The 14937-nt window shown below is 40.5% G+C and carries 17 protein-coding genes; 8 read left to right on the forward strand and 9 right to left on the reverse strand.

Features of this window, described 5'->3' with window-relative positions; genetic code table 11:
• Nucleotides 1–80 precede the first annotated feature (80 nt).
• From AAGD16_RS11555 to rpoE, 4 genes are read right to left on the reverse strand one after another with little or no spacing between them, the layout of a single operon-like run.
• Complete coding sequence (locus AAGD16_RS11555; RefSeq protein ID WP_013465635.1) at nt 81–530, reverse strand: SoxR reducing system RseC family protein; 450 nt, start codon at nt 528–530, stop codon at nt 81–83.
• A 12-nt stretch (nt 531–542) separates the two neighbouring features.
• The gene (locus AAGD16_RS11560; protein ID WP_016899682.1) at nt 543–1496 is read right to left on the reverse strand and encodes a MucB/RseB C-terminal domain-containing protein; all 954 of its coding nucleotides are present in this window, start codon (nt 1494–1496) and stop codon (nt 543–545) included.
• Nucleotides 1497–1500: 4 nt separating this feature from the next.
• A complete protein-coding gene (locus AAGD16_RS11565; RefSeq protein ID WP_013465637.1) occupies nt 1501–2115 on the reverse strand; it encodes a sigma-E factor negative regulatory protein in 615 nt (204 codons plus the stop codon).
• 1 nt (nt 2116) lies between these two features.
• The gene (rpoE, locus tag AAGD16_RS11570; protein ID WP_010387792.1) at nt 2117–2698 is read right to left on the reverse strand and encodes an RNA polymerase sigma factor RpoE; all 582 of its coding nucleotides are present in this window, start codon (nt 2696–2698) and stop codon (nt 2117–2119) included.
• A gap of 245 nt (nt 2699–2943) precedes the next feature.
• Between rpoE and nadB the strand changes: the two genes are divergently transcribed.
• Nucleotides 2944–4554 (forward strand): L-aspartate oxidase, encoded by a 1611-nt coding sequence (gene nadB, locus AAGD16_RS11575; RefSeq protein WP_377111857.1) that lies wholly within the window; start codon nt 2944–2946, stop codon nt 4552–4554.
• Here nadB and AAGD16_RS11580 read toward each other — a convergent pair.
• Nucleotides 4529–4885: a hypothetical protein gene (locus AAGD16_RS11580; RefSeq protein ID WP_377111860.1), complete on the reverse strand. Its 357-nt coding sequence runs from the start codon at nt 4883–4885 to the stop codon at nt 4529–4531. The two genes, nadB and AAGD16_RS11580, sit on opposite strands and share 26 nt — an antisense overlap.
• 55 nt (nt 4886–4940) lie before the next feature.
• A complete protein-coding gene (locus AAGD16_RS11585) occupies nt 4941–5192 on the reverse strand; it encodes a succinate dehydrogenase assembly factor 2 (RefSeq protein WP_013465640.1) in 252 nt (83 codons plus the stop codon).
• A 152-nt stretch (nt 5193–5344) separates the two neighbouring features.
• On the opposite strand from AAGD16_RS11585, the gene AAGD16_RS11590 reads away from it, so the two are divergent.
• Both AAGD16_RS11590 and AAGD16_RS11595 read left to right on the forward strand, forming a co-directional pair.
• Nucleotides 5345–6256, forward strand: a complete 912-nt coding sequence (locus AAGD16_RS11590; RefSeq protein ID WP_016899678.1) for a folate-binding protein YgfZ — start codon at nt 5345–5347, stop codon at nt 6254–6256.
• An 11-nt stretch (nt 6257–6267) separates the two neighbouring features.
• Nucleotides 6268–6753, forward strand: coding sequence for a peptidylprolyl isomerase (locus tag AAGD16_RS11595; RefSeq protein WP_013465643.1), 486 nt, complete (start codon nt 6268–6270; stop codon nt 6751–6753).
• 41 nt (nt 6754–6794) lie between these two features.
• Here the strand turns inward: AAGD16_RS11595 and AAGD16_RS11600 are convergent, their stop codons facing one another.
• From AAGD16_RS11600 to AAGD16_RS11610, 3 genes are read right to left on the reverse strand one after another with little or no spacing between them, the layout of a single operon-like run.
• Nucleotides 6795–7280 carry a hypothetical protein gene (locus tag AAGD16_RS11600; RefSeq protein ID WP_368484999.1) on the reverse strand — a complete coding sequence of 162 codons (486 nt, stop codon included), beginning with the start codon at nt 7278–7280 and terminating at the stop codon, nt 6795–6797.
• 27 nt (nt 7281–7307) lie between these two features.
• Nucleotides 7308–8120 (reverse strand): DUF481 domain-containing protein, encoded by an 813-nt coding sequence (locus AAGD16_RS11605; protein WP_013465645.1) that lies wholly within the window; start codon nt 8118–8120, stop codon nt 7308–7310.
• A 46-nt stretch (nt 8121–8166) separates the two neighbouring features.
• Entirely contained in the window at nt 8167–8487 is a 321-nt protein-coding gene (locus AAGD16_RS11610; protein ID WP_016899676.1) for an HI1450 family dsDNA-mimic protein, read from the reverse strand.
• Nucleotides 8488–8777: 290 nt separating this feature from the next.
• On the opposite strand from AAGD16_RS11610, the gene AAGD16_RS11615 reads away from it, so the two are divergent.
• From AAGD16_RS11615 to AAGD16_RS11635, 5 genes are all read left to right on the forward strand, one after another.
• On the forward strand, nt 8778–9569 hold the full coding sequence (locus AAGD16_RS11615) for a crotonase/enoyl-CoA hydratase family protein (RefSeq protein WP_377111867.1): 792 nt from the start codon (nt 8778–8780) through the stop codon (nt 9567–9569).
• An 83-nt stretch (nt 9570–9652) separates the two neighbouring features.
• A complete protein-coding gene (locus AAGD16_RS11620) occupies nt 9653–10006 on the forward strand; it encodes a CidA/LrgA family protein (RefSeq protein WP_013465649.1) in 354 nt (117 codons plus the stop codon).
• Complete coding sequence (locus tag AAGD16_RS11625; RefSeq protein WP_016899674.1) at nt 9999–10730, forward strand: LrgB family protein; 732 nt, start codon at nt 9999–10001, stop codon at nt 10728–10730. Before AAGD16_RS11620 ends, AAGD16_RS11625 begins: the two co-directional genes overlap by 8 nt.
• Before the next feature lie 37 nt (nt 10731–10767).
• Nucleotides 10768–11601: a mechanosensitive ion channel family protein gene (locus AAGD16_RS11630; protein WP_016899673.1), complete on the forward strand. Its 834-nt coding sequence runs from the start codon at nt 10768–10770 to the stop codon at nt 11599–11601.
• A 76-nt stretch (nt 11602–11677) separates the two neighbouring features.
• Nucleotides 11678–14932, forward strand: a complete 3255-nt coding sequence (locus AAGD16_RS11635) for a winged helix-turn-helix domain-containing protein (RefSeq protein ID WP_377111872.1) — start codon at nt 11678–11680, stop codon at nt 14930–14932.
• Nucleotides 14933–14937 lie beyond the last annotated feature (5 nt).

Genomic DNA, 14937 nt, shown 5'->3' on the forward strand with positions numbered 1-14937 from the left:
TGCCTAAATAACTTGAAAATACTTGCTGTGTATTTTCAAGTTACTGTGGCATAAAAACGCAATTTTACATTTAATTGGCGTCAATCACCATCTATTTGAGTTAAAGGGAGGCTAATTGGATGAATTTTTATCACTTTTATCTCATGTCTTAATGATTTCACCCATGTTTTAGCAATTAAAAAGCCGGTGATCCCACCCAATATCGCGGCTAAAATTTGCCAGCCTTCGGCTAACAATATCAATTCACTGGCTATTAAAGCGAATATTAAACTCAAAAACAAAGGCAGCATGTAAACTGCAAAGGCATGCTTTACAACATGGCTATCATCCAATGACAAAGTTACTTTTTGGCCTATTTCTAACTGTGTTTCAAATTTATAAGGTAATGTTTTTTTGGCGGTACCAAATAACTTACTAAACACTTGTGAGCCACAACGTCCATTACAGCCTTCACAGGCCTGTTTTTGTTGGGCTTCTAAATGCGCAACGTGGCCACTAAGGGCCACGACGGTTAACGTTTGTTCAATCATAGTTTAGTTACTTTATAATGCCCGCGATACAGACTCAGCAATGGCTTTGGCACTCATGGTTGGAATGTTTCCCACCACAGAGACATCAAAATTTCCGCCGTTGTGTACATAAATCGTAGTTGCCCCTGAGGTGAGGGCACCGCTTAAACGCTTACCCGGTAGTGGTCGTTGTACAAACACCGATACTTCAACAAACCCATCAGAAAATAAATAATAATCTGTTAATTCATTATTTAAGTCGAGCTTATGCCTGTCTGACTTAAGTAATTCAAACCCCTCAGGTAACCAGCCAATAGTCCAGTTCATGGCATTCGCTTTAGTTTGTTCGTCAATTGAATTGGCAGGTAATGGGGTTGGAAAGTTACGATTAAGCACTTCTAATAATAAGTTTGCCGGTTGCTCAGTCACGCTAATATGAGTGAGCTGTAATTGCTCAAGCGCTTCACCTTGATGATTAACATACGCCGCTTTTAATAATAACGACGACTCAGTATCAATCCATATCCAATAGTTATATTTGTCTTCGTTTTTAGATTCAATTCGAACTAATTGCGCGGGACGCCCAGCAATACGGCCTTTACCACCAAGCACAAAATCATAATGCGCACTTAAGCGGTTAATATCTTTAAAAAGCACTTCAGGAATAGGGCCTGCAATTGAGTCGGTTGTTAATGAATACGGCTCTGATTGTGGCTCAAAATAGGTAACTTGGTTGTCAATGCGGATCATTTCAAGGCCAGCACCGTTGAGTAAACTCAAATGCTCAAGCTCAACGTCCCCCTGTTTAGCATGGACCCAACGGTAGGGCTCCATACTTTTGCCTTTAACAACAACAAAAGAGGCATCAAAATTACGTGTATGAACTGCACTGGCCATTTCAAGCAGTAAATCTTTAGCGGGGTTTGTGTCATTGGCAAAAGCATTAAAACTTAACACCAACGACATAACAAAAGTTATTACTTTCATCTAATTAGTTTTTTTCCTCTTGTGACGTTTCATCTGTTTTCGCAGTTTTCAACGAATGAGCCACACGTGCTTGACGCTGGTGTTCAAGTACTAGAGCGCCAATACGTTGCTGTTGAAGCTCTCGTAAGCCTTGCTCTGCGTTCTCTAGCGCCGGTGCTGATGAATAACTCACTGGCGATGCCATGCCGGTTAACGGCGTGGTTTGTAATAAAGGAATTTCGTTTTGCACAGCATCTTCACCTTGCGGCAAGGTGTTCACGCCAACAATAGTAAACATTGCCACGCTAGCTGCAATTGCTAACTGCGCAACCGGCTTGCGCCAATTAAACGCCACGATTTTATTATCGGCTTCAGTATTTACCGGCTTTGCCACACTTTCAGACTGGCTAAAGTCTGCATAAACCGGCTCACTATCAAGTGCTAATGAAATGCGATCGCTAATATCAAAATCCATATTTTTGTTGTTTTCTTTAGCTCGCATTGCATCACCGATTAACGCGTAACGGCCAAATGTAGCTACATCAGCAGATGCAATCTCGGCATCATTTAATGCTTGCTCACCGTCAAGTAATGCTGATAACGATTCGTTATCTAAGCGGTTAACGTGTGCTTTTGTCATACTAAGACTCGCCTATTAATGGGTTTAATTTGTTATCAATTGCTTCACGGGCACGAAAAATACGCGAACGCACCGTCCCGACTGGGCAATCCATCACCACGGCTATTTCTTCATAGCTCATCCCCTCAATTTCTCTAAGGGTAATCGCGGTTTTAAGATCTTCAGGCAAACTATCAATCGTATTAAAAATAACAGCGCGTACTTCTTCGCTTAATAGTAAATTTTCAGGTGATGCGTTTGAACGCATTGAATCAGCACCCTCATAAAACTCGGCATCGTCAGCATCTATATCATTTGCTGGCGGTTTACGCCCTTGAGCCACTAAGTAATTTTTAGCACAATTAACGGCGATACGGTAAAGCCAAGTATAAAAAGCACTGTCACCACGAAAATTAGGAAGGGCACGATACGCTTTAATAAACGCCTCTTGTGCTACATCAGCAATGTCACCCTGATTTGATACATAACGTGAGATCAAACCGGCAATCTTGTTCTGATACTTCTTAACTAATAGGTTAAAGGCGTTTTTATCTCCCTGCTGAACCCTTTTCACTAACGCTAAATCTAATTCCTGCTCGCTCATTCGAGCCGGTACTCCTCTGATTGATTCTTGCTTATTATTCATAGTGTCGCCATTGTTCACACCTACTCTGACCCTTAGATGAATAAAAAGTTCTGCTTCATATTGTTTTTTTATAAAATAGCTAAAAAATTACGTATTTATACGCTAAAACCACTTCGTGGTAGTGCTACAAATATGGTACAACTATAAGTATTAAAAATAAATATTGCTCTATCTGAGCATTGTAACCGCAAAGTACCTCACAGATGAACCAAAATAAACATCACATTACCGATGTCGCTATTATTGGTAGCGGCGCAGCAGGCTTATCACTTGCTTTATCTTTGGCTAATTACTGTAACGTTACCGTAATTAGTAAAGGTGAATTAACCGAAGGTTCTACTCTTTATGCCCAAGGCGGAATTGCCGCTGTTTTTGATAAAAAAAATGACAGTATAGAGTCTCACGTTGAAGATACCTTAGACGCCGGTGGCGGTTTATGCGACAGAGAGGCGGTTCATTACACTGCCAGCAATGCTCATGACTGCCTACAATGGCTAATTGACCAAGGCGTGCCTTTTGATATGGAGTTTGATAGCAAAGGTAAAGAGCGCTTTCATTTAACCCGTGAAGGTGGGCATAGCCACCGACGCATTTTGCATGCAGCCGATGCCACAGGCAAAGCTGTGCAAACAACCTTGATTAGCCAAGTTCAAGCGCATAGCAATATCACCTTGTTAGAGCATTACAACGCGATTGATTTAATTACCGATAAAAGTATCGGCAAAACGGGTTCACATGTTCATGGCATGTATGTGTGGAATAAAAAAGCCAAAAAAGTAGAAACAATTGGCGCAAAATTTGTTGCCCTAGCAACGGGTGGCGCAAGTAAAGTATACCTTTATACCTCTAACCCTGATGTTTCTAGCGGTGATGGTATTGCCATGGCATGGCGTGCAGGGTGTCGCGTTGCTAATATGGAATTTAATCAATTTCATCCAACCAGTCTTTATCACCCTGAGTTGCAAAACTTTTTAATTACCGAAGCAATGCGTGGTGAGGGAGCCTATTTAAAACGCCCAGATGGCACGCGATTCATGAAAGAGTTTGATGAGCGAGAAGAACTCGCCCCGCGCGACATAGTCGCGCGCGCTATCGATTTTGAAATGAAGCGCCTTGGTGCAAATTGCTTATATTTAGATATTAGCCACAAAGACAAAGATTTTATTATTGAACACTTCCCAACGATTTACGCCAAATGTTTAAGCGTAGGGCTTGATATTACCAAGGAGGCAATTCCTGTTGTCCCTGCTGCGCATTATACCTGTGGCGGCGTTATGACCGACTTTAATGGCAAAACCGACTTAGCTAATTTATACGCTGTAGGTGAAGTGGCTTACACTGGGCTGCACGGTGCTAACCGTATGGCAAGTAACTCATTATTAGAGTGCATTGTATTTGCCCATGCAGCAGCAAAAGACATTTTGAGTAAAATAGAGACCGCTCCTGCACTGATTGAGTTACCTAGTTGGGATGAAAGCCGCGTATCTAACTCAGATGAAGAAATCGTGATCACCCATAACTGGCATGAGCTGCGATTATTTATGTGGGACTATGTTGGGATTGTGCGCTCAACCAAACGACTTGAACGCGCGCTTCATCGTGTTGAACTATTACAGCAAGAAATCCACGATTACTACGCGAACTTTAGAGTGAGTAATAACTTACTTGAGTTACGTAACTTAGTTCAAGTAGCCGAGCTTATAATTAGAAGTGCTATGGAACGTAAAGAAAGTCGCGGACTGCACTTTACCATTGACTACCCAGAGCAAAACGAAAATCCAACGCCAACTATTTTGACTCCAAAGCGCAATTAATTGCCGCAAGTGTTGCGCGTTTTAAACGCGCGTAGCTTTGCTCATCAACACTATTGGCTGAGATAATCAGCCAATAGTTTTCACTAAAGCCATTAATATACAACCACACACTGCGACCAATTAATCGGCTTTGATTACCAATAACCCCTTGAATTAGAAGCTTTTCATTCTCAAAACGAAATTGATTTGGCTCTAATAATATAACGCCCTGCTCTGGCTGAGCAGCCACGATTTTTCGCCAAACGATAATGCCAGCAACGATATTAACCGCAATGCAAAAAAGAGTTGCCAAAATAGAAGTGGTAAATAAGCATAATATTAAAGTTAGCACACAAAAAAAGACCACAATCTGTTTGTGGTCTGTCTGATTATTTGTGACGGTAAACCTATACACGAACTCGGTCTAAAATTAGCTCAACCATACTGTTTAGCTCAACGTCTTTACATTTTTCATGGCCCATAAACCAAGCAAATAAATCTGGGTCTTCTTGTGTTAATAAGCGCTGAAAAGTCGCCTGCTGTTTAGCATCTAACGAATCATAAGCTTCTTCAACAAACGGCATAAACAAAACATCTAGTTCTAACATGCCACGGCGGCAAGCCCAACGGATACGTGCTTTACTATGTATTTCAACCATTTTAAACCTCATATTTAATTAATTCGAGTTTAACAAATGCGCGTTAATTTAACAGCACTAAATTATAAAAAAACAACGCTTGTTGGTGGCTGTACCATCGGCTTTAACTACGTTATTATGTGGTTTCATTTGTTATTGCAAAGAAGGTGTTTATGTCTCTGGTTTATGCATGTCCTTTATCACATCAGGTTATTAGCCTCTCAGGCACAGATAAATTATCTTACCTACACGGACAAATCACTCAAGATCTCAATAAAATCAACAACAACAACTTTTTGTGGACAGGTCACTGTAGCGCAAAAGGTAAGCTGTGGGGTGTATTTAAGCTATTTTCTTACCAGCAAAACTATTATTTAACCGGATCAAGTGCTGAAGTAGAACGCTCACTGGCTGAGTTAAAAAAATACGCTGTATTTGCAAAAGTTGAAATTAATAAAGCCCCAGAGCGATTAATTGGTTTATTAGGTGATGACCTAACTGATTTGCTTACGCAACTTGATATTCACTTTAGTGACGATGCCACAGCATGCGACTTTGCTAACGGCAAAGCCCTTAAACTTGCGCCAAACCGCGTTTTACTTATGGTTGATAGCCAATTTTGCTTACCTGATGAAGTATCTACCCTCGACAACGACGCTATGTGGCAACAGGCCTCACTGCTAGCTGGTGAGCCTCAGTTAAGCGTTGATGCAATTGATGAGTATGTGCCGCAAATGGTTAACCTTCAAGCCATCAATGGCATCAGTTTTAAAAAGGGTTGCTACACCGGCCAAGAAACCGTCGCACGTATGAAATACTTAGGTAAAAATAAACGTGCCATGTATATCGTTACAGGGCAAAGTGAAGGATTGCTCGATGCACCCGATATCGAAACCCAGTTAGGTGAAAACTGGCGCCGCGCGGGCAAACTTATTGCGCAAAGCTTTAATGAAAAAACACACACTTTAACTGGCTTAGTTGTGTTGCCAAACGATACTGACACCGCTCAGGTTCTTCGTGCAAAACATACCCCTTCGGTAGAGCTAAACATTCTGCCTCTACCTTACTCTCTTGAAGATGAATAATAGGAATGACTATGATCGTTGCAGCAAATAAAGTGGTAAAAATGCATTACTCTGTACTAGATAATGACGGCAATACCATTGATAACTCATTTGGCGGTGAGCCATTAATTTTTATCGTTGGTACGGGTTACCTTATCTCAGGACTTGAAAACGCGCTGCAAGGCAAACAAGCTGGCGATACACTAAGTGTAAAAGTTGAACCTGAAGAAGGTTACGGTGAACGTCATGATCACCTAATGCAAGCCGTGCCAAAATCAATGTTTGAAGGCATGGACATTGAAGTGGGCATGCAATTTCGTGCAACCACCGATGACGGCGACCAGTCAGTCATGATCATCGATATTCAAGACGAAGAAGTGATTGTTGATGGTAACAACCCACTCGCTGGTATTACGCTCAATTTTGATGTAGAGATTTTAGAAGTACGCGATGCAACGGCTGAAGAGCTCGAGCATGGCCATGTACATGGTGAAGGCGGTTGTGGTCACGACCACTAAACCCTAATCCAGTAATAAAAAAAGCGCCTCAGGCGCTTTTTTTATAGCATATTATTATGCGTACGTAATTTAACTTGAGGCTCTGCTGCTGGTGCTTCGCCAGGGGTTATTTTATCTTCAAGCGCAGCAACTAATCCGGCTTGGTCATTAGTGCCTATACGGTATTGGCTGCCATCTTTAAGTGTTAATTGCACGGCACTAAAGCCTGATACTGAATAAATCCAACCATCATGCGTAATGCGAATACCAATACCGTGACGGTATGAGTTTTGTACTGCTTTTACGTCAACTATGTCCTCTAGTGCTAATTTTTGACCCGCAACGCCTGGACCAAATGCCCAGCTAATATGGGCTTCATCAACTTTAATGGTTAAACCATGAAATAAAAAACCCACCAGCAATAAAATACCTGCAAATACCATTAACGGCACATCGGCACCCATTAAATTCCATGCAAGTGCAACAAACCCACCTATCCATGCCAATACTACAAATATAAATACCGCATACTGCTTATGCTGATACATAACACTCTCAATTAAAAAGTTAAAAAATTAAAAACTGTATACTAACGTTGCGCTGAGCTCTGAATCATATTTAAGCTTATCTTCTTCAGGCTTAGAGTTATAACGGTACATATAAGCAAACTTGAGCGATACAGCCCCAACCACTTGGCTAATTAAGGCGGTTTCTGACTTTAACCGTGAGTTAAGCCCAGATAAAGACTGCTCTATACTAATGTCTTGATTAAATCGGGTGCGCTTAGATACTAATCGCTCCCATTGCATGGCAATACGTAACAAGTAACCCATTTTGTCTTTATCGTCTTCGCTTATTGTTGACTCATCATCAGCAACGGAGCGATATAAACCAGGGCCAATATCTATATCTACTTTGTTTTTAACCCCTTGATAAATACGTGCACCATAGCCGGTTGCCACCGTACTTTTAAAATCCAGACCGCTAAATTCATCCTCTTCATAATCACCATAAATAAAGAACGACGAATTTTTAACACCAACTTTATAGTTACCCTGCGCAGAAACAAACACGCGATTAGCCGTAACATCCGACTGGCCCGTTTCTTCATTTTCGTCACGTTTGTATAAGGAATCTATTTTGAATTGATTACGCCAGTTTTCAAAATCTTGGTAAAGATTACCTTTGAGTTTAAAACTGGTTGAGTTGGTATTACCTTTACTTAAAATAAAACCAAACTCGGTATCACCATAAAGTACTTCGCCTTTGTGTAGCTCATGAATTTCTTCATCGGAGAGCTCCCCATATTGATGAAAATCTTCAAAGGGATCCACTGCCCAGCTGTAGGAGCTAAATAATAAAAGCAGTAATACAACGTACTTTCGCAAAATACATTCTCTTGCAAATGGTAATAATGAAAAGGGGCCGAAAAAGTTATTCACTTTCTTTCCATAAAATATGGCAAAAAGGCGCGTCTTTATCACGGCTAATTAATATTTTCGCAAATAAAACGTCTTCACTTTCAAATTCAAGCCCAACTAATACTTGAATAAAATGCTCAGGCTCTATTTCTAGTGCAACAAAATCTTGCCACTGTTCATCGGGCTCATCTTCTTCAATAAAGCCAAGTTCTTCACGATGCAGGTTAAATTCTTCAACATCTTTATCACTCAGGTTGTTGGGAGCCAGCTCCAAAAAAATATCATAAGCTTGATGGGTTGCTTCTTCTACCGTAAATAAACGTGGACCTGACATGAGTGGTTAACCTCTGAGCTTTTAAGTTGGCGCCATAATATCAAAAGTTGTTAGTGTTTTGATAAAAAAAACACGTTAAATACTGACTTTTTTGCTTTTACCTAATACTTATAGATATTAATGGATTGGTTAGCATTAGGGTCTGTTGGCCTTTCAAGATTAAATTTGCCTTGAAAGATAACAGACCGCAATTGCATTAAAAAATTCACTTTGTTTTTTATTCATCTTCACCCACTTTACTTAGCACAAATAAAAACATAAGCTCAAGTAACAGGTCAGAGGAGTGCAAGATGATAAAACTAGAAAAAAAACAGGGCATTGCCACCGTCACATTAAATCGAGTAGAAAAACAAAATGCCTTAAGCTTTACTATGTTTATTGAGCTTAACAAGGTGATTAAAAATATTAAAAAAGATGCCAATATTCGTGCGGTTGTATTAACCGGTGAAGGCGAACACTTTTGTGCAGGGCTTGATATTAACGCGGTTATGGCCTCGCCAATGAATATTATAAAACTCCTATTTAAATGGCTTCCTGGTAATCAAAATTTAGCGCAAAAAGTAGTACTTGGTTGGCAATCATTGAGTGTGCCTGTTATTGCCAAAATAAACGGAAATTGCCTTGGGGGTGGATTGCAAATAGCACTGGGTGCCGATTACCGGATTGTTCACCACGATGCCAAACTCGCCATTATGGAAGCGCGCTGGGGGTTATGCCCAGATATGGGCGCTAATGTTATGCTTTCAGGCTTAGTAAAACGCGACCAAGCGCTCTGGTTAGCAAGTCACGCAAATCCAATAAACGCACAACATGCTTTTGAACTAGGTTTAGTAACCAAAACAACCGACGATACAGATAAAGCAACTAAAGAGATGCTTGATACACTGCTAGCGCGCTCACCTGACACATTAGCCGCAGTAAAGCGTGTAACTCAACAAAGCTATAAAGCCCCTGCTCGAAAAATACTCGCTAAAGAAACATGGAGCCAAATTCGCTTACTGATCAACCCTAATACTAAAAAAGCCATTGCTAAAGCTAGAGGGAAAGCTGATATTGAGTTTACAAACGCCAAGCGCTGGTAACATTGATGGTAATACTAAGGCACAATGCATAAAACAGCGTTATTTGTTAAAGTTAGGCTCTTCTATTCTAGTGAGCCAAATTAATGAAATACCTACTAAGTAGCGCAATTATTTTATTGTGCTTGGCAACAAGCAAATTCATTATGCATCTTCTTGATGCAAGTTTTCCTGCTCCTCTACTCGCCATGGTTTTGCTGCTAACGTTACTGTTATTGGGCATAGTTAAAGAACATCAACTCGCTCCCTGCGCATCACCTATTTTGAATGTAATGCCTATTTTCTTTATTCCTGCAGGCGTCGGTTTTATAGAACATTTAGGGCTAATTAAATCACATTGGCCTTTCTTAACTGCGGTCATCTTATTAGTCCCACTCAGTAGTTTAATTTTAGTGGCAAGCCTAGTGGGCTATTTTAAAGGCAGAGCTAATAATGACTAACTTAACCACCAGCATAACCCCCAGCCTATGGTGGTTAACCGTGCCATTTATTATTATTCTCTTTATTGCACTAAGAGCGGTTAATCTTAAAATAAACCAGAGTATTTTAAAGTCATTAACCAACCCTGTTTTTTTAAGCATTGGCATTATTGCCCTACTGTTAGTCAACCTTAAATTACCCTATTCACAATTTGCCTCACATAGTCAGTTACTAAGTTGGCTATTAGAGCCGGCCATAGTTGCTTTAGCCTTGCCGCTTTATCAGCAATTTATGCACGTACGTAAAAACTTACTATTAATTGTCGCTACTTGCAGTATAGGTATTGTTAACGCCACACTAGTGGCTTTTGTATTAAGTATTTTATTTGCTGTGCCCTCACAATTGAGCGCCTCTGTTGCGGCACTCAGTGTAACAACCCCTATCACACTGCTGGTTACTGACTCATTAGGAGGAATTAGCTCACTTGCCGCTGCCATGGTTATTTTTATTGGTTTATTGGGGGCTTTGTTTGGCTTTATGTTACTCAAATTAGTTAAGATTTATAACTTTGAGGCACAAGGAATTGCAATCGGTACCGCGTGCCATGCAATTGGTACGGCGGCAGCTATTGCCGAACACCCAAAAATAGGCGCATTTTCATCAGTGGCTATGGCACTCAGTGCATTATTAACCGCAGTGATAGTACCACTATTATATCCAATTTTAGTTAACACTTTGTTATAGTAAGCAGATAACAGTATCGCTAAAAATAGAGCCCAGCATGATCAGTTCCGAAATTCAGCAATTTGAAAAGTACTACGCCCTGCTTACCGAGTATTTAGTTACCTACAGTATGCAAATAGTGGGCGCTATTTTTATTCTACTCGTTGGCCTGTGGGTCGCTAAAAAGCTCGCCGAAGTTGTCGCAAACTTAATGACCCGCCACAACATTGATATCACCCTGACTAATTTTGTCAGTAATGTTGTAAAAGTACTGCTGATCATTATGGTGATCATTATTGCGCTTGGTAAAATTGGCATTAGTGTGACCCCATTTGTAGCTGCAATAGGTGCCGCCTCATTAGGCGCAGGCTTAGCGTTACAAGGTATGCTTTCTAATTATGGCGCGGGGCTTGCCATTATTGCTACGCGGCCATTTGTGGTTGGCGATACCATAGAAGTAAAAGGCGTTAGTGGCCAAGTAAAAGTAATTGAGCTGGGGCACACCATATTAATTAATGAAGAAAAAGTAGAAATAACCATTCCTAACAAACATATTGTTGGCGAAATTCTGCATAACTCATTTAATTATTCACTGGTAAAAGGTGAAATAGACATAGCCTACAGTGCCTGTAGTGATACTGCGATAAGCCTTATTGAAAACGTATTAGTCAATCATGAACTCGTAGCTAAACACCCTAATGCACAAATTGGTATAGAACGTTTTGCTGATAGCGGCGTCACCATTAGTTATCGTTATTGGGTGCCCACCACTAAAATTATTGAAACTAAACTCGCTATAAATGGCGGTGTGTATAAAGCGATTAACGATGCCAATATTGAAATTCCGTTTCCACAACGCATTGTTACGCTTAATAAAAGCGACCTAAAATAAATAAAAACCTTAATATGATTTTAAATCATATTAAATTAATTAAGCGTGCTTACAAATAAAATAATAACGAGTCCTTATGCATCAATCACCTTTTTATTTAGGCGACTGGCAGGTAACGCCTGCCAGCAATTGTATACAATGTGCTGAAAAAGTAACGCAATTAGAACCTAAAGCAATGGATGTATTATTATATCTGTGCTTACAAAAAGGCGATATGGTCACCAGTGACGAGTTACTCAATCAGTGCTGGCAAAACATTGAAGTAGGCGATAACCCACTGCATAAAACCATCACACAACTGCGAAAAGCATTGGGTGATAAGGCAAGCTCCCCGCTATACATAGAAACCATTCGTAAACGCGGCTACCGTATTATTGCAAAACTTGAGTTTCCATTTGCAGAAGATACATCAAGCCCTGTAAACACGTGGCAAGGCGGTTCTCCTTTTTTAGGCTTAAGTGCGTATAACCCAACCGATACTCATTTATTTTTTGGTCGTAACCAAGCCATCACCACCTTACTCGAAAACGTATCAAACCAAGTAAAATCTGGCCGTGCTTTTTGCTTAATACTTGGCCCAAGTGGTACGGGTAAATCGTCGTTAGTCAATGCGGGTATTTTACCAAAGCTACTTGATGAGCGTGGTTATGATGGTATTGGCGTTGTTTCATACACTCAGCTCGACTTTGCAGATGTGCATCAAACTAGGCTCTATTTAGATTTAGCCTCTGCCATGCTTGATTGGGATATAAACCAACACCCCGTATTTGAAGGATTAAGCTCGCAAATACTGGCGCAGCAATTAGAGCACACAATTGACGAAGCGATAAACACGTTACAAACTGCAATCAGTAAGGCAAATACAAAGCTAAACACACCGCAGTTTTTTTTGTTTATAGACCGCTTAGAGGTGCTGCTTTCATCGCCACTATTTAGTCCCAACACCCGAAGTCATTTTTTATCGATTATTGAACGTTTAGCCACCTCTAAAGCGGTGATCGTATTTAGTGCGTGTCGTAACGACTTTTACCCTTTAGTGGTAGAGCAACCCAGCCTTATGGCCGCAAAAGCGAACGGCGCCCATTATGATTTAACCCCGCCCAACCGCCAGGAACTACAACAAATTATTCGCTTGCCGGCATTAACCGCTAATTTAACGTTCTCACACGACCCGCAAACCAAAACTCCGCTGGATGAAATACTCTTTGCAGATACCGCCAACAACCCTGATGCCCTGCCCATGTTGCAATACACACTGCAAGAGCTGTATTTACAGCGCAGTGAAAATAATGAGTTATTGCACAGCGTGTATGAAAAACTCGGCGGTATTGAAGGCGCTATTGGTAAAAAGGCAGAAGATGTTTTTATTGGGCTGAGCGCAAAACAACAACAGCAACTAAAAAGCGTATTATCGCAGTTAGTGACGCTAAACCCAGATGGTAAAACCATTACTAGCCGTGCGGCCCGCTTACAAGCATTAACCAACACCAGCCAAAAAGAGCTTGTACAAGCCATGGTCGACAGTCGCTTATTTGTATCGCACTTACAAAACCAAGAAGCCTGCTTTAGCCTTGCCCACGAGGCATTATTACGCCAATGGCCACGTGCCAAACAGTGGATAAACGATCATAAAGACGCCCTTGCTATTAAAAGCCGTTTGCACCACCACACGCAACAGTGGCTTAATGAACATAAAAGTAGCGCTTACCTATTAACACCGGGTAAACCATTGCAAGAAGCGCTCACGTTATTAAACGACAATATATTCAAACTAGACAATGACGAACGCGCGCTTATAACCAGCTCTCTTAAACACAGTAAAACAAAAACAATAATAAAACGCGGCACGGTCGCTCTGCTTTGCTTACTTACCTGTGTTGCCCTATTTATGAGTGTTACCAGTTTTCAAGCGCAGCAACTTGCACAGCAAAAGCGCCAAGAGGCCGAAAGCCTACTTGGCTTTATGGTCGGTGACTTTGCCGATAAACTGCGCAGCGTTAAGCGTATGGATTTGCTCGATGGCATTAGTAATAAAGCACTTGAGTATTTTACCAATCAAGCAGATGAGCCCAGCTCTCTTTTTAGTTTTAACGACCAAAAAGCCGAATTTAACAACCGCTTTCAATATGCACAAACTCTTGAGGCTATGGGCGAAGTGGCCTATTCTCGCGGTAAAACCATTGAGGCCTTCACTGCCTTTGAAAACGCCCGCATTCGCCTTGAAGCACTATTAAAAATACAACCAGATAATTTAGAGCTATTAACGCTTGCCGGTGCCAATGCCTTTTGGCTCGGTCAGCTTCATTATGATAAAAGTGATTACGCTGCTACTGAGCCATTATTTAAAAAATATCATGCCTACAGCGAGAAAATGTATTCATTAGCACCGAATGGTTTTAACTCGATTATGGAGCTATCGTATTCGCATAATTCGCTGGGCTCTTTGTATTTAAAGCAATTTAACTACACTGCCGCGAAACAACGCTTTACAAAGTCGCTCGCCCTTAAAAATGAAGCCCTTGAGCTTAAACCCTGCAACAAAAACTTACTGCGCGATAAAGCCGATACCATCAGTTGGCTGGCAAAGACAGAAGAAAGGCTAGGTAACTTTAATGCCGCATTAACCATGTATGAAAATGCATCTAATGAGTTAAAAAGTTTATTAATTGAATATCCAGATGATGCCAGTTTATCAAGCAGTTTAGCTTATACTTATATTCAACAAAGCTACCTTTTGAGCTACCTGCCAAATAAACAACCAGCCTACAAAAAAGCACAGCAAGCCACAAAAACAGTTAATACCGCACGATTGCAAGATCCAAAAAGTAAAGACATTCAACATTCTTATTATCGTTTTTTAGCCCACCAGCTAATGCTTTCACCTAATAAAAACATTGATAACCGAGTTAAGGATATTATTAACTTTTTGAAAGTGCAGGACTTTAAAAATAACTTTGCAATTAATACTCAATTGATCCTTATACAGTACTTTATTGATAGACAGTCACCACTTAAAGCATATGAGTTTTTAACAGCCCTTGAAAATGATACAAGCTACCAACAGTACATAGCTAATAAAGCAAAGAGTGGTGATAATGTAGACTTTACGAATATAAATTTACTTAAAGCTAAATTAGCTGAAAATACCGTACAGCGAGAGCAATTTTGCTTAAATGCGCTTAAAGCCATTGCTGAAACAGTAAAAATAAACCAAAGCGTTCACGTAACGCACCCGCTGTTACAGGCATACACCTGCTTAAATAGAGCAAACGAAATCCCCAAAATAAAAGCAAGTCTAGTTAAATTAGGCATTACTCACTTTAAACTATAACCACG

The organism is Pseudoalteromonas sp. M58, assembly GCF_042604605.1.
GTDB lineage: Bacteria > Pseudomonadota > Gammaproteobacteria > Enterobacterales > Alteromonadaceae > Pseudoalteromonas > Pseudoalteromonas tetraodonis.